The sequence below is a fragment of the Microbacterium sp. F1-18 genome (assembly GCF_052921305.1).
Map to the genome: position 1 here is coordinate 401,656 of NZ_JBREVD010000001.1, position 15,029 is coordinate 416,684.

General features: G+C 71.3%; 15 protein-coding genes. 6 read left to right on the top strand and 9 right to left on the bottom strand.

What is annotated here, in order from left to right; translation table 11 throughout:
* The first annotated feature begins 117 nt into the window (after positions 1-117).
* The gene (locus tag ACU6RU_RS01960) at positions 118-753 is read left to right on the top strand and encodes a hypothetical protein (RefSeq protein ID WP_289330937.1); all 636 of its coding nucleotides are present in this window, start codon (positions 118-120) and stop codon (positions 751-753) included.
* A 2-nt stretch (positions 754-755) separates the two neighbouring features.
* Here the strand turns inward: ACU6RU_RS01960 and ACU6RU_RS01965 are convergent, their stop codons facing one another.
* Positions 756-1,343, bottom strand: a complete 588-nt coding sequence (locus ACU6RU_RS01965; protein WP_120264393.1) for a PadR family transcriptional regulator — start codon at positions 1,341-1,343, stop codon at positions 756-758.
* Positions 1,344-1,406: 63 nt separating this feature from the next.
* Positions 1,407-2,483, bottom strand: a complete 1,077-nt coding sequence (locus ACU6RU_RS01970; protein ID WP_446725765.1) for an FUSC family protein — start codon at positions 2,481-2,483, stop codon at positions 1,407-1,409.
* Between the two features lie 67 nt (positions 2,484-2,550).
* Here ACU6RU_RS01970 and ACU6RU_RS01975 point away from each other — a divergent pair, with 67 nt between their 5' ends.
* A complete protein-coding gene (locus ACU6RU_RS01975) occupies positions 2,551-3,051 on the top strand; it encodes a DnaJ family domain-containing protein (protein WP_120263395.1) in 501 nt (166 codons plus the stop codon).
* Positions 3,052-3,085: 34 nt separating this feature from the next.
* Here ACU6RU_RS01975 and ACU6RU_RS01980 read toward each other — a convergent pair whose 3' ends face one another.
* The 3 genes from ACU6RU_RS01980 to ACU6RU_RS01990 form a co-directional block, all read right to left on the bottom strand.
* A complete protein-coding gene (locus tag ACU6RU_RS01980) occupies positions 3,086-4,240 on the bottom strand; it encodes a cystathionine gamma-synthase (RefSeq protein WP_120263396.1) in 1,155 nt (384 codons plus the stop codon).
* Positions 4,237-5,235 (bottom strand): pyridoxal-phosphate dependent enzyme, encoded by a 999-nt coding sequence (locus ACU6RU_RS01985; protein WP_120263397.1) that lies wholly within the window; start codon positions 5,233-5,235, stop codon positions 4,237-4,239. Before ACU6RU_RS01985 ends, ACU6RU_RS01980 begins: the two co-directional genes overlap by 4 nt.
* Before the next feature lie 156 nt (positions 5,236-5,391).
* A complete protein-coding gene (locus ACU6RU_RS01990; protein WP_220700896.1) occupies positions 5,392-6,207 on the bottom strand; it encodes an NADPH-dependent oxidoreductase in 816 nt (271 codons plus the stop codon).
* An 85-nt stretch (positions 6,208-6,292) separates the two neighbouring features.
* Here ACU6RU_RS01990 and ACU6RU_RS01995 point away from each other — a divergent pair, with 85 nt between their 5' ends.
* Positions 6,293-6,862 carry a flavin reductase family protein gene (locus tag ACU6RU_RS01995; RefSeq protein WP_120264394.1) on the top strand — a complete coding sequence of 190 codons (570 nt, stop codon included), beginning with the start codon at positions 6,293-6,295 and terminating at the stop codon, positions 6,860-6,862.
* A gap of 26 nt (positions 6,863-6,888) precedes the next feature.
* Here ACU6RU_RS01995 and ACU6RU_RS02000 read toward each other — a convergent pair whose 3' ends face one another.
* Complete coding sequence (locus ACU6RU_RS02000) at positions 6,889-7,746, bottom strand: sulfurtransferase (protein WP_446725766.1); 858 nt, start codon at positions 7,744-7,746, stop codon at positions 6,889-6,891.
* 182 nt (positions 7,747-7,928) lie between these two features.
* On the opposite strand from ACU6RU_RS02000, the gene ACU6RU_RS02005 reads away from it, so the two are divergent.
* The gene (locus ACU6RU_RS02005; protein WP_446725767.1) at positions 7,929-9,266 is read left to right on the top strand and encodes an O-acetylhomoserine aminocarboxypropyltransferase/cysteine synthase family protein; all 1,338 of its coding nucleotides are present in this window, start codon (positions 7,929-7,931) and stop codon (positions 9,264-9,266) included.
* Positions 9,263-10,588 (top strand): NtaA/DmoA family FMN-dependent monooxygenase, encoded by a 1,326-nt coding sequence (locus ACU6RU_RS02010; protein WP_446725768.1) that lies wholly within the window; start codon positions 9,263-9,265, stop codon positions 10,586-10,588. Before ACU6RU_RS02005 ends, ACU6RU_RS02010 begins: the two co-directional genes overlap by 4 nt.
* Positions 10,589-10,599: 11 nt before the next feature.
* On the opposite strand, the gene ACU6RU_RS02015 is transcribed toward ACU6RU_RS02010, so the two are convergent.
* Together ACU6RU_RS02015 and ACU6RU_RS02020 are read right to left on the bottom strand one after the other, a co-directional pair.
* Positions 10,600-13,086, bottom strand: coding sequence for an MMPL family transporter (locus ACU6RU_RS02015; RefSeq protein ID WP_446725769.1), 2,487 nt, complete (start codon positions 13,084-13,086; stop codon positions 10,600-10,602).
* Between the two features lie 54 nt (positions 13,087-13,140).
* Positions 13,141-13,695: a TetR/AcrR family transcriptional regulator gene (locus ACU6RU_RS02020; RefSeq protein WP_446725770.1), complete on the bottom strand. Its 555-nt coding sequence runs from the start codon at positions 13,693-13,695 to the stop codon at positions 13,141-13,143.
* A 38-nt stretch (positions 13,696-13,733) separates the two neighbouring features.
* Here ACU6RU_RS02020 and ACU6RU_RS02025 point away from each other — a divergent pair, with 38 nt between their 5' ends.
* On the top strand, positions 13,734-14,339 hold the full coding sequence (locus ACU6RU_RS02025) for a LuxR C-terminal-related transcriptional regulator (RefSeq protein ID WP_446725771.1): 606 nt from the start codon (positions 13,734-13,736) through the stop codon (positions 14,337-14,339).
* A gap of 52 nt (positions 14,340-14,391) precedes the next feature.
* Here the strand turns inward: ACU6RU_RS02025 and ACU6RU_RS02030 are convergent, their stop codons facing one another.
* Positions 14,392-14,982, bottom strand: a complete 591-nt coding sequence (locus ACU6RU_RS02030) for a DoxX family protein (protein WP_220700897.1) — start codon at positions 14,980-14,982, stop codon at positions 14,392-14,394.
* Positions 14,983-15,029 lie beyond the last annotated feature (47 nt).

A 15,029-nucleotide genomic window follows, 5' to 3' on the forward strand; every position in this document is an offset into this window, starting at 1 on the left:
GAAAACCGTGCATCCGCCCCCGTTTGGAGCGACGGCGATCCGCGCCCTCATGCGGATCGCGGCGGTTTCCTGGCAGTCGCCTGAGAGCGCGGCATCCGGCCCCGTAGGCTCTGCGTCATGCGCGCAGAGCTCGCCGATCGCCGTGACACGACCTGGGAGGATCTCGGCCCGAGATTCCGGGTGTTCGTCTACCCCTGCGACGCAGAAGACACGCGGATCATCGACATCGTCGACGTCTCGATCGACACCGTGTTCCGCGAGATGCGCATCCTCTCCGACGACGATCGCCACCTCTGGTCGGTCGCTCTGGTCCGTGGGGAGGGAGCGCAACGGGGTCTGGTCTGGCTGTCGGGTTACGACTACGACGACACCCCGACCGACGGCGTCGAATGGCAACGTCGTCGTGAGATGCAGGATCGCTACCTGATGGCGCGTTCCCGTCGCGGCGAGCCGGTCGTGCTCCCCGACGGACGGCGCGTCATCCGCATGTTCTCGGGATGGGCCTCGAGCCCGCTGTGGGAGAGCTTCACGGACGAGTACGTCGTCGACCCGCGCAGTCTCGGAATCAGCGATGACCTGACCCGGGATCTCCTCGCCTGGGACGGCGCGATCCAGGACGCGGGGCCCGACGGCCCGGTCCCCGCCGACTCGTTCGAGACCGGCCTGGCGATCTGGCGCCGCCTGCGCGACGAGCTCGCCCCCATCGCCGAGGTCCGCCCCGATTTCTGGGCTACCGGGTGTGGGCTCGGCTGAACTCAGGCTTTGACCGGCCGCCCGCGCTTGGGCTTCTCCGTCGACAGCTCGATCGCCATCGCGCGGCCGGGATGCTGCGCGAGGCGCTGCTCGGTGTGATCGAGCCAGCGCACCTCGGCCTCGGCGGCGAAGATCATCGAGTCGACGACGAGCGACCAGGCGAGCTGCTCGGGTCCGTCGGGGTTCGCGCCGGCGTACTCGGCACCAGTGAGTGCCTGCAGCTGCGCAAGCGACGCCCGCCGCTGGGCGTGGATCACCTCACCCACATCGATCCCGGGCAGCGTCGCCGCGACGGCGAGCTTGATCGCGAGCTCATCGCGCGTGCCCGCGGGCCGCTCGACGGGAGACCCCAACCACGACGCGACCTCGGCTCGGCCGGCATCCGTGATCTGCCAGTAGACATGCCCCTGACCGTCGACGGCCCCCTTCTCGACGAGCCCGTCTCGCTCGAGCCGGTCGAGCGTGTTGTAGATCTGACCGACGTTGAGCGGCCACGTCGAGCCGGTGCGACGATCGAACTCCGCCCGCAGCTGATAGCCGTAGCACGGGCCCTGATCGAGGATCGCCAGAAGGCTGAGTCGAACCGACACGGTCATCCTTTCGCATACCGGGTATGTAATTTGCGAGTATATGCATACCGAGTATCGAACGAGCTACCGACGCGGTCCCACCACGATCAGGCTGCTGAGGATGCCGAGCCCGACGCCCACCGCCGTATCGACCACCCGCTCGACGGCGAGCTCCGGACCGCCACCTCCCGCTGAGCTGAGGATGAGGAGCACGAGCGGGGTGATGAAGACGAGCGCGAGAGCGTAATGGCGCACGACCACCAGCTCGATGACGAACTGCAGCGCCCCGAGCACGAGGCCGAGCACGACACCGCCGAGCGGCACGATGCTGACGGCGAGGAAGACGGCGCCGCCGGCCGCGGTGCCGAGCGCCCGGTGGATGCCGCGCGACAGCGCGACGCGGCGGCTCGCGCTGACCCCGAGCACGGCGATGCCCGCCCCGACGATCCAATAGGCGCGCTCCGGATCGACGATCACCGCGATCAGGGTGCCGACGACCGCGACCGCCGCCGTGCGCGCGACCAGCGTCCGCGTCGTCGCCGTCCCGAGCGCGGCCGGGAAGAGGGAGCGCAGCGCTCGAGGCTGGGCGCCTCGGTGCGAGCGCCGCACGAGCGGCGCCGCGGTGACCAGCCACCCGAACGCGAGCGACGCTGCGAGGACGCCGAGGTACAGCGCCGGGTGCACCGCATGCGCCGCCTGCGGAGCCGTGACATGTGCGGACAGACCGTAGATGAGCACCGCGAACAGCGGGCCCGGGGGCCCCACCGAGCGCCCGAAGACCAGAACGGATGCCGCGACGGCGACCACGACGAGGCCGACGGCCACCGCGACCGGACCGACCGCTGCCGCCAGGACCCCGAGGGCTGCACACGCCCACAGCACCGCCGCGACGATGGGCACGAATCCCGCGCGCTCGCGGGGAGTCAGTCGCCCGCCGTAGAGCGTCGCGAACGCGCCGGTCGCGGCGAGCAGCGCGATGCTCTCGAGCCCCAACGCCGAGAGCGCCACGACGGGCAGCGCCATCGCGATCGCTGCCTGCAGCCCCAGGTGCCAGCGCGGCCCGGGCGACGGGCCGAACCGGGCGAGACTGCGCCCCAGCTCACCCGCTTCGCGCCGCCACCGGCCGGAACTGTCGGGCGTCGGTCCGGGCGAGAGCGGCATTACCCCATTGTCTCGCGACATCGGCATCGACCAGGCGAGCACATCTACGCTGGAGGAGGAGAACGATATGAGCGACGATTCCCCCGCCTCCCCGACGCCGGACACGCCTGCGCCCGGCGCACGCGAACGCGCCGCCTACATCGAGACGGCGATCCAGCAGGCCATCCGCCGCGGCGACTTCGACGATCTGCCAGGGGCCGGTAAGCCCATCGCCGACCTCGGGCCGAGCCACGATCCCGACTGGTGGATCAAACGCAAGATCCGCGACGAGCAGCTCACCGGCCTCGGTCCGCCGGCACTGACCCTGCGGATCGAGCACGCGGAGTTCGACGAACGCGCCGACGCCCTCGCCCGCGAGGACGACGTGCGCGAGTACGTCGCCGATTTCAACCGGCGCGTCGTCGAGGCCCGGCGCCAGTTGCAGGGCGGACCGCCCGTCGTGACGCCCACACGCGACGTCGAGAGCGAGGTCGCGGCCTGGCGTCAGCGCCGCAGGGATGCGGCTGCCGCGGCATCCGCCGCTCCCCCACCCGAACCCCGCCGGCGCCGGCGGCTGTTCCGGCGCTGAGCGCCCCGCCCGCACAGCGGGTCACTCAGCGGGTTCAGCGCAGCGCCTGCTCCACGTCGGCCAGCAGATCGTCCACCGACTCGATGCCCACCGAGAGCCGGACGACCTCGACCGGCACGGCCGCCTCGGTGCCGCGGACCGACGCGTGGGTCATCGCATCGGGGTAGTTCACGAGCGACTCGACCCCGCCGAGCGACTCGGCGAGCTGGAACAGCCGCGTGGACTCGGCGAAGCGACGTGCCGCCTCACCCGACTCGAGCGCGAGCGAGAGCATGCCGCCGAAACGGATCATCTGCGATGCCGCGAGCTCGTGCCCCGGGTGCGAGGCGAGACCGGGATAGAACACGCGAGCCACGCGCTCGTGTCCCTCGAGGAACGCTGCGATCGCGCCCGCGTTCTCGCTGTGGCGCTGCATACGGACGTCGAGCGTCTTGATGCCGCGCGTGGTGAGCCAGGCATCCATCGGCCCCGACACCGCGCCGGCGGCGTACTGCAGGAAGCCGATCTTCTCGGCGAGCGCGTCATCGTCGAGCACGAGTGCGCCGCCGACGACATCCGAGTGTCCGCCGAGGTATTTCGTCGTCGAGTGCACGACCACATCGGCGCCGAGTTCGAGGGGGCGCTGCAGCGCCGGTGTCGCGAAGGTGTTGTCGACGACGACGAGCGAGCCGGCCTCATGACCGATGGCTGCGAGCCCGGCGATATCGGTGATGCGCAGCAGCGGGTTGGACGGCGTCTCGACCCACAGCACGCGGGGCGCGCGCTCGGCGACCGCGGCCCGCACGGCGGCGAGGTCGCTCATGTCGACCACGCGCAGCTTGACACCCCAGGGAGCCAGGACACGCGCGATGAGACGATGTGTGCCCCCGTAGACGTCGTTGCCGAGCAGCACCTCGTCGCCGGGCGTCAGCGCGGCACGCAGCAGCACGTCCTCAGCGGCGAGCCCCGACGCGAACGAGAAGCCGTGAGCTCCGCCCTCGAGCGCGGCGAGCTGCACCTGGAGCGCCGTGCGCGTCGGGTTGCCCGAACGGCCGTACTCGTACCCGCCGCGGAGGCCCCCGATCCCGTCCTGGGTGAAGGTGGTGGAGAAGTGCACCGGCGGGATGACGGCGCCGGTCGTGGGGTCGAACTCCTGGCCGGCGTGGACCGCGAGGCTGGCGAGGCCGCGGGCGGAATCGTGCGTGGTCATGCGTCGCTCCTGGTGTCGGGGGTGGTGTGGGGATCGTCGACGAGGTCGGCGAAGCCGTGGGCGCGCATCCAGTCGTCGTCGTAGATCTTCGAGAGATATCCGCGGCCGTGGTCGGGGAGCAGAACGACGACGATGTCGTCGGACCCGAGGTCGCGGGCGGTGCGAAGCGCGGCGACCACCGCCATGCCCGACGAGCCGCCGACGAGCAGACCCTCCTCGCGCGCCAGGCGACGCGTCATCGCGAACGACTCGCGATCGCCCACCCGCTCGTAACGGTCGACCATCGAAGGGTCGAAGGTCTCGGGCCAGAAGTCCTCACCGACGCCTTCGACGAGGTACCGGCCGACGTCGCCGCTGTAGATCGAGCCGTCGGGGTCGGCGCCGACGATCGTGACGGCTCCGGAAGAGGCCTCGCGGAGGTACCGGCCGGTGCCCGTGATCGTGCCGCCCGTGCCGACACCGGCGACGAAGTGCGTCACGCGCCCGTCCGTGTCGCGCCAGATCTCGGGTCCAGTCGTCTCGTAGTGCGCGCGGGGTCCTGCGGCGTTGGCGAACTGGTTGGGCTTGAACGCGCCGGGGATCTCCCGCGCGAGCCGGTCTGAGACGCTGTAGTACGAATCCGGATGCTCGGGCGGCACGCTCGTGGGAGTCATGACGATCTCGGCTCCGTAGGCCTTCAGCACCGCGACCTTCTCGCCCGCGAACTTGTCGGGAACGACGAAGACCATCCGATATCCCCGTTGCTGCGCGACGAGAGCGAGGCCGACACCGGTGTTGCCGCTCGTGGGTTCGACGATCGTTCCCCCCGGCCGCAGCGAGCCGTCGCGCTCGGCGGCCTCGATGATCCTCGCGGCGATGCGGTCCTTCGCCGAACTGCCCGGGTTGAAGTACTCGATCTTGGCGAGCACGGTCGCCCGCGTCGACGCGGCGACACGGTTCAGCCGGACCAGGGGTGTGTTGCCGACGAGTTCGGCGATGTTCTCTGCGTAGCGCACGAGGGTGTCCTCACGGTGTCCGCGCGCTCAGAGGCGCGGGTGCTGTCGGGGTCGTCTGAGGTGAGCGCGGCGGCGCTCAGCGACAACAACGACAGGTCTGCACGCGTCCACCCTAGGCCAGGGCCGGGGCGCTGTCGAGGGTTCCGCCCGTCGAGCTCAGCGCGACGACAGCCCGCGCCGCTCGAGAGAGCTGCGCAGCGTGTGACGCCCGTGCAGGCTGGCGGCATCCCGCACCCGCGCGATCGCGGCGCGCAGCCAGCCCCGCGGCTCGCCCTGCGCGCGGTAGTACGCCGTGACGGCCTCCTCGTATGCGGCGATGTCGGCGTCGACCGGCATGCGGTAGGTCTCGCGGTGACGGACGACCCGCTGCGGCAATCGCGGCTTCACCCCGGCGCGATCGTCCGGGTCGGGGCGACCGAGCACGAGACCGAACGCGGGGAAGGCGCCCACGGGAAGCTCGAGCAGGTCGGCGATCTGCTCTGGGTGGTTTCGGACGGCTCCGACGTAGACGGCGCCGAGCCCCAGCGACTCCGCCGCGACGACGGCGTTCTGGGCGGCGAGCGCCGCGTCGATGAAGCCGACGATCGTGCTCTCGATGTACTCGACGGCGTCCGACCTCTCCCCCGCTCGGTGTGCGAGCTCGCGCGCGCGGGCCCAGTCCGCGACGAAGACGAGGAAGACGCCGCCCCGGCGGATGAAGTCCTGGTCGCCGGCGAGCGTCGCGAGCGCGTCGAGCCGCTCGGGGTCGCGCACCTCGATGACCGACCACGCCTGCAGGTTCGAGCTCGTCGACGCCGACTGCGCCGCGGCGACGATCGCGGTCAGTGTCGCATCGTCGATCTCGCCGGGCGCGAACCGGCGCACGGAACGGTGACGGTAGAGCAGGTCGAGCACGTCGTTGCGCGGAAGGTCGTCGTGGGGCGCAGCCGAGCCGTACCGGCGCGACCATCCGTCGTGGGGTTTCGTCGTCACGCGGGGAACGTTACATGGCGTCATCGATCGTCTCCGACGTTCACGGAACATGTGGTGAGCCTTCGTGGTTACTAACGTCGTGATCATGTCTCAGCCGAACATCGACCCGTCCGCGGAGCACCCCTCCCGTCATCTGGGCGGCTCGCTGTCCGCCGATGACTTCAAGACGCTCTTCCGCGGGCACCCCGGCGGTGTCGCCGTCATCACGGCTGACGCAGGCGACGGCCCGGTCGCGCTGACGGCGACCTCGGTGTCGTCGGTGAGCGCCGACCCGCCGCTGCTGGTGTTCTCGGTGTCGGCGCAGTCGTCCGCCTCGGCGGTGCTGTCGACGGCCGAGACCGTCGTGGTGCATCTCCTCGACGCCGACGACCTTCCGCTCGCGAAGCTCGGCGCGACGAGCGGCATCGATCGCTTCGCCGACACCTCGACCTGGTCACGGCTGACTACGGGAGAGCCCGTGTACCGCGGCGTGCGTGCGTGGGTCCGTTGCGCGGTCGTGTCGCGCATGGATGCGGGCGGCTCCATCGTCATCGCCGGCCACGCCCTGCAGTCTCACGTCGAACGCGACGTCGAGCCGGGCGGTCACGGCGACGCACTGGTCTACCACAACCGCACGTGGCACCGCCTCAGCGAGGGCTCCGCCCTCCGCGACTGATCGTCGTCAGATCAGATCGTCGTCTATTAGACGACGCCGATCGCGGCGGCCGGGCTGGGACCGGTCGCGACCGGACGGCCGCGGTCGCGAGACCACTGGCTCCACGATCCCGCGAACACCCGCGCACGGCCGTATCCGGCGACGGCGAAGGCGAGGGCGGTGTGAGCCGAGGCGATTCCCGAACTGCACGTGATGACGACATCCGTGTCGGGACCGATGCCCACTGTTGCGAGCGAGGCACGGATCTCGTCGGGGCTTCGCAGCAGGCCATCCGGGGCGATGTGGACGACCGTCGGAAGATTGAGCGCGCCCGGGATATGCCCGCTGACCGGGTCGGCCCCGGCCGTCTGACCGCGGTAGTGCTGTGGCGCGCGGACGTCGAGCAGCACGCCTCGGGCCGGAGCGACGGCCGCCTCGTCGATACCGGCGAGACCACCCCTCCCCTCCGGCAGCTCCACGTCGCCCGCGGCCGCGGCGCGGTCGCTGCGCTCGAGACGCCGGCCCGATGCGACCCACGCCCGGAAGCCACCGTCGAGCACGCGGATGTCGAGGCCGTGACGGCGCAGCAACCACCACGCGCGGGCTGCCGCGACGCCGTCGTTGTCGTCGTAGACGACGAGCCGGTCGCCCCCGGTGACACCCCAGCGTCGAGCCGCGATCTCGAGGTCGGCGCGACCGGGCAGCGGATGCCGCCCCTGCTCGGGAACACCGGGGCGAGCGAGCTCGCGCTCCAGGTCGACGTAGACGGCGCCGGGCAGGTGCCCGCTCAGGTAGTCGGGCCGCCCCTCGGCACGGTCCAGCCGCCACCGGACATCCAGCAGACGCACGGGAGCGTCCGCGGCGAGTTCGGCGGCGAGGTCGTCGACGCTCACCAGGGGGGACATGACCCCATGCTCGCCACGACCGCCCGCGGCCCACCTCCCCCGGCGAAACAGTCGGAAACGCGAGAACACAGGGCGACACATGAGAACACAGGGCGACACACGAGGGCGGCCGACAGGCGCCGCGTGACTCCGCATGACGAGACGAAAGCGCCGCCTCGGTCGCCCGCCGTACTCTTCCCTCCATGTCCGCTCTGGAGAACAACCCCGAATCCCTCGCCTTCGCGACGCGTCAGTTGCACGCGGGGGCCCGCGGTTTCGACGCGTACGGCTCGCGCGCGACACCGATCTATCTGACCGCCGGGTTCGAGTTCGACGACATCGCCGACGGCGAGGGCCGCTTCGCCGACCCCGGCACGGGCTTCAGCTACACGCGCGTCGGCAACCCGACGGCGGCGGCGGCCGAGCGGCGCATCGCCGATCTCGAGGGTGGCGTCGGAGCGCTGCTGGTCGGCAGCGGCCAGGCGGCAACGACGACGGCGCTGCTGACGATCCTGGAATCCGGCGATCACATCGTCGCCGCCTCCGCGATCTACGAAGGCACGCGCGAGCTGCTGCGCTCGGAGTTCGCACGGCTCGGGATCACGACGGACTTCGTCGACGACCCGCGCGACCCCGCCGCCTGGGAGTCGGCGATCGGCCCGCGCACCCGCGCCCTCGTGGCCGAGTCGATCGCCAACCCACGCGGCGGCGTGCTCGACATCCCCACCGTCGCCGAGGTCGCACACCGCCACGGCATCCCGCTCGTGGTCGACTCGACCCTCGCGACCCCGTACCTGCTGCGTCCGCTCGAGCTGGGTGCCGACATCGTCATCCACTCCGCGTCGAAGTTCCTGTCGGGCCACGGCACGGGCCTCGGCGGCGTCATCATCGACGGCGGACGCTTCGCGTGGGATGCGGTACCAGGACGCTTCCGCCAGATCGCCTCCGAGACCGGACCCGACGGCCGCACGTTCGTCGAACGCTCGGGCGAGAGAGCCTTCCTCGACACGGCACGACGCGTCGCGATGCGCTTCGGTCCGTCACCGTCGCCCCTCAACGCGTTCCTGCTGCTACAGGGCATCGAGACCCTCTCGCTGCGCGTGGCTCGCCAATCGCAGACGGCGGCGGCGCTCGCTGCCTGGCTCGAGACGCGCCCCGAGGTCGTCGGCGTCGACTACAGCGGACTCGCCTCGCACCCCGACCACGACCTCGCCGCCCGCCTCCTCCCGGCCGGGCAGGGCGCCCTGTTCTCCTTCACCCTCGCGGGCGGGAGAGCAGCCGCGGAGGCATTCACCCGCAGCGTCCGGCTGTTCACCCCGATGACCCATCTCGGCGATGTGAGGTCGCTCGTGCTGCATCCCGCGACCACCACCCACGCCAGCCGCAGCGACGCCGATCTCGAGCGGATCGGCGTCGGACCGGGGCTCCTGCGGCTCTCGGTCGGGCTGGAGGACACCGGCGACCTCATCGCCGACCTCGAGCGCGGGCTCATCGCGGCCGCGGCCGCGACCGCCGATGTGTCGGAGGCGGTGTCGGCGTGACCCGCACGCAGCATTTCGGGTGGTTCCTCTCCCGAGGTTTCGGTCCCCACGGCTGGGCGCGGCCCTACCAGCGGTGGAACTGGCCGTGGCAGAAGCCCGACCTCTACCAGCACTCGGCGCGCGAGCTCGAGCAGGCGGGGTTCGACTTCGTCCTCATCGAAGACGCGCTCTCGGTCGGCATCACCCCCGAGACGCTCAATCTGCGGGTGCGCAAGGCCTACGGCGGGCCGAAGCACGACCCGTGGACACTCGCGCCGTACCTGTTCGCCGCGACGCAGCACCTCGGCGTGATCCCCACCGTCAATCCGGCCGCCTGGCCGCCGTACCTCGCGGCCCGTCAGTTCGCATCGCTGCAGCACCTCAGCGGCAGCCGGCTCGGACTCAACGTCGTCACCGACGTCGGCTCGGCGCACCACTTCGGCACCGAGCGCCTCGGTCACGATGCAGCGTACGACCGCGCCCAGGAATGGCTCGACGCCCTGCGCCTGCTCTGGCACAGCTGGGACGACGACGCGCTGATCGCCGACCCCGACACGCAGATCTACGCCGACGGCTCGAAGATCCACGCCGTCCGGCACCGGGGCGAGTACTTCTCGTTCGACGGTCCACTGAATGCCGAGCCGCTGCCCGCCGGTGATCCGATCGTGGCCTCGCCCGGCGGCTCCCCCCGGGGCATCGGCTTCGCCGGTGCGAACTCCGAGATCCAGCTCGCCCTGTCGAACCTCGATCCCGCGAGCATCCGCGCCTACCGCGCCCGGGTGCGCGAGGCGGCGCGCGCTGCGGGCCGGGATGCCGACGCCGTCAAGACCTTCTTCGTCTTCAAGCCGATCGTCGCGAGCTCGGCCGACGAGGCGGAGCGCATCGTCGAGGCGTCACGCCACCCGGACGAGGCGACCCTCGTCGAGGTCGCCGAGGCCTGGTCGAGCGACCTCGAGACCGACCTCACGACGCTCGATCTCGACCGCCCGCTCGACCCCGCGATCTTCGGCGATCACGTCTCGAAAGGCACCATCCGGGGCCTGCTCGGCCGATACTCCGATTTCTCGGAGGCGCCGCTGCGCGACATCCTCGCCGGCAAGGCACGGCTCGGTCGCGTGACCGACGGCGCCGGAGGAACGGTGGGGACCGCGGAGGAGATCGCCGACGTCATCCAGGCGCTCGGCGACGACGCCGACAACGACGGTCTGATCTTCTCGGGAGACTTCCACCCCGTCACACTGCACCGAGCGCTCGACGAGCTCGTTCCGGTGCTCCGGCGGCGCGGCATCCTGCGCACCGAGCACACCGGTCAGGGCCTGCGCGCCGACCTCGACGCCTTCTGAGACCCTGCCCCTCAGACGTGCGGGTGCGTCCGCTCGAGCTTGGCGCCCTCGACGTCGACATCGGGCAGGATGCGGTCGAGCCACCGGGGCAGCCACCACGCGCCGCGGCCGATGAGGTGCATGAGCGCCGGCATCAGCAGCATGCGCACCACGAGCGCGTCGACCAGGATGCCGAAGGCCAGACCGAAGCCCATCGAGCGGATGATCGTCGCCTCGGCGAAGATGAAGCCGCCGAAGACGGACACCATGATCAGCGCCGCCGCCACGACGACCGAGCGGCCGGCGCGGAACCCCTGCATGACGGCGAGCCTCGCTTCGGAGCCGTGCACGAACGCTTCACGCATGCCCGATGCGAGGAACAGCTGGTAGTCCATGGCCAGCCCGAACAGGATGCCCACGAGGATCACGGGGAGGAAGTTCAGGATCGGACCGGTCGTATGCAGACCGATGAGCTCGGCGCCCCACCCCCACTGGAACACCGCGACGACGGCGCCGTAGGTCGCGAACAGCGACAGGATGAAGCCGCCGGTGGCGATGAGCGGCACGACGAGCGACCGGAACACGACGATCATGATCACGAGCGACAGCCCCACCACGACCGCGAGGTAGATCGGCAGGATGCCGACGAGACCTTCGGAGATGTCGATGTTGATGGCGGCCTGACCGGCGACACCGAGCGCGTACTCGCCGTCGACGGGCGGCAGTGAGCGCAGGTCGCGCACCAGGTCTTCGGTCGCGACGCTGCTCGGGCCTTCGGTGGGGATCACCTGGAACGCGGCGATGGCACCGCTGTCGGAGACGGCGATCGGGGCGACGGCGCTCACGTGCTCCCGGCCGGCGATCGCCTCGGCCACCGCGACCTGCGCCTGCAGACGCCCGGCGTCGTCGAGGCCCTCCGGGAGGCTCGCGGTCACCAGCAGCGGCGAGTTCGCGCCGGGACCGAAAGCGTCTTCGGTGAGCTGGAACGCACGCTGTCCGTACGACCCCTCCGGCTCGGATGCCCCATCGGGAAGGCCGACCCGCATCGACAGCGCCGGCACCGCCAGGACGAGCAGGAGCCCGACCGAGACGACGGCGGTCGTGACGGCGCGCCAGGTCGGCATGGCGCGCGTCGGCGTCGACACGACGTCGGGCGCTCCGACACGGGTGCGCGCCCGGCGGCCGAGCACGCGCATCCCGAGCAGCCCGAGGAGCGCCGGAAGCAGCGTGATCGCGATCAGGACGGCGATGGCGACGCACACGGCCCCGGCCGTTCCCATGAGACCGAGGAACGGGATGCCGGTGATGTTGAGGGCGAGGAGGGCGACGACGACCGTCGAGCCGGCGAAGACCACGGCGTTGCCGGCGGTGCCGCCGGCGAGGCCGATCGACTCGTGCAGGTCGATGCCGCGCAGCAGCTGCTTGCGGTGCCGATTGAGCACGAACAGCGCGTAGTCGATGCCGACCGCGAGCCCGAGCATCACGCCGAGCACGGGGGTCACAGACGCCATCTGCACGACTCCCGACAGCGAGAGCACCCCGAGCACGCCGACCCCCACGCCGACGATGGCGGTGACCAGCGGAAGCGCGGCCGCGATCAGGCTTCCGAGCATGACGAGCAGGACGACGGCGGCGACGCCGACGCCGACGGCCTCGCCGACACCGAGGATCTTCGGCACGCCCTGCGAGATCTCGGTCGAGAAGCCCACCTCGACACCGTCGATCGGCTCGGCGGTGAAGTGCTCGACGACGGCGTCCTTCGCGTCCTGCGGCAGTTCGAGGCGCGGCAGGGTGAAGGCGACGTTGACCGTCGCGGTCGAGCCGTCGGGCGAGACCAGCGCGATCCCGTCGGCCAGGTCGAGCAGACGACCGCCGAGGTCGGCGGTCTCGGCCTGCGCCTCGAGCTCGGCGCGGCCCGAGTCGAGGGTCGCCTGTTGCCGTTCCAGCTCGGCGCGGCCGGCGTCGAGCTGTGCCTGCTGGGCATCGAGCGCGGCGAGCTGCTGAGTGGGGGCGCCGGCAGCCTCGAGCTGAGCCCGTGCGGCGTCGAGCTGGGCCTGCCCCGCCTCGAGCTGGGCCGTCCCCTGGTCGAGCTGCGCTTGTCCGGCGTCGAGCTGGTCACGCGCGGCCGACAGCTGCGCCCGGCCGTCGGCCAGCTGCTGAGCCTGCGTCGCCCGCTGCGCCTCCGCCTGGAACGGATCGTTGACGGTCGCGACGTCGGGCAGGTCGGTGGCCGAGGCGACGAGGTCGGAGATCGCCGTGCGCTGATCGTCGGTGAGCGCACCGTCCTCGGCGTGGAACACCACGGTTCCCGCGGCTCCGGCGAAGTCGGGCAGCTCGTCGGCGAGCTGATCGGTGACCTTCGACGAGGCGGTGCCCGGGATGTCGAAGCTCGACGACAGCCCGCCGAATCCGAGTGCGAAGGCACCGCCGGCGATCCCCAGCACCGCGATCCAGGCGACGACGACGAGCCAGGCGCGGCGCGCGGCTCCCTTGCTCAGGCGGTACAGCAGCTCGGCCATCGGCGACTCCTTCGCGGTGCGGACGCCTTGACGAGACGCGACGTCTCGTCAACCCTAACTCGGCACGAGGACGTGGACGATCGCTCGGATGCTGTCGGGCGTGGGAGCCGCGCCCAGGAGCGCCTGCATCATCATCCACCCCGCCACCGCGTCGCCGATCTCGACCGCCGCGAGCGCGGGATCACCGTGAGCGACCACGCGCGCCCGGATGCCCCCGTCGGCGCTCAGGCGATCACGCATGAGCTCGCCGATCGGCGGGTGCTCGGTGGCCGCTGCGACGAGCGATCGCAGCAGCAGGCGCCCCTGCGGGGCATCGAGCACCGTCCATACCCGCGACATCCACTCCGTGAGGTCGCCCCGCAGGTCGCCGGTGTCGCGCACCGCGAGCTGATGCCGGAAGATCATCCCCTCCAGCAGCGCCTCACTGAGGATGGCGGCGCGTGAGGGCCACCACCGATAGATCGTCTGCTTGCCCACGGCCGCGTGCCGGGCGATGGCCTCGATGGTGAGGTTCTCGTAGCCGCTCCGGGCGATCAGCTCGGCCGCTGCCGTGAGCACCGCCAGACGAGCCTGCTCGCTGCGGCGCGGACCGGCGCGATGCTCCTCCATCCCTCCACCGTAACGAGCCGGACGCTACGGTGGAGCCCATGCTCGCCGTGCTCGTCCTGGCCGACCACGACCTGGTCCGTCGCGGCGTCGCCGACCTGATCGATGCGGCCACGGGCATGCAGGTCGTCGCCGAGGCGGCCACCGCCCGACAGGCCACCGCACGCGCCGAGGTGACACGACCGGATGTCGCAGTCCTCGGCTATCGACTCGCGGACGGCACCGGGGCAGACGCGTGTCGCGCACTCCGGGCGATGGATCCGCGCGTGAGGTGCATCGTCCTGAGCGCCGCCGACGACGATGAGGCCCGCAGCGCGAGCGCGTCGGCGGGGGCCTCGGCATTCCTCCTCGAAGACCTCGCGGCGAGTGAGCTCATCGACGCGGTGCGCCGCGTCGGCTCGGGGCACCCGCTGAGCGCGACCCTGCACACGGCGGCGGCGCCGGTGCCGCCCGGGGAGGCCCTTCCCCGCCGACAGCGCGAGGTCTTGGCGCTGGTCGCGCGCGGGCTGTCGAATCGCGCGATCGCGGCCGAGCTCGGCGTCGCCGAGAAGACGGTCAAGAACCACCTGACCGGCATCATGCGCACGCTGGGTGTCACGAGCCGCACGCAGGCCGCGCTGCGCGCCAGGCACCCCGGACGCGAATGAGCGAAGGCACGGACCCGGGTGGGGTCCGCGCCTTCGCTGGGGCGACTCGATGTCAGACGAGCCACCGGAAGCGCTGCACGAGAGGCAGCTTCTTCCACATGGCGCCGAGGCCCCAGGTGTCGCCGGCGTGGAGCACGGCGATCACGATCAGCGCGAGCGCGTAGACGATGTGGTAGTCGACGAGGGGGTTGGTGGATGCGGCACCCCAGGCGAACGGCCACTCGGCGAGATACATCAGGAGCATGACGAGGCTTCCGGCGACCGCGGCGACGCGGAGTCCGATCCCGGACATCACCGCGACACCGATGGCGAGCATGCCGCCCATGAACAGGACGTCGGCGAGCGGGCTCGCCATGCCCTGGAACCACGGCTGGAGCGGGCCGGTGACGGCAGGGCTGTTGAGGAAGCCCTGCGCCGGCGTGCCGCCGTTGATCCACGCCCGCTCGAACGGCGTCGAGAAACCGAGGCCGAGCAGCTTGTCGAGGAACGCCCAGAGGAAGATGAAGCCGGTCGCATAGCGCAGCGCAGCGAGGGTGCGGCGTCCGGTGAGCGAGGTCACGATCTCGTCCTGGCGGGCGATCGCCTGGGTGCGGGTCCGAGCCTCCGTGCGGGGAATGGCTGCGTGGACCGCGTGCGTGGTCATTTCTGTCTCCTTCGTCGTATGTGGTCTGACCACATAACTTTCTCGCG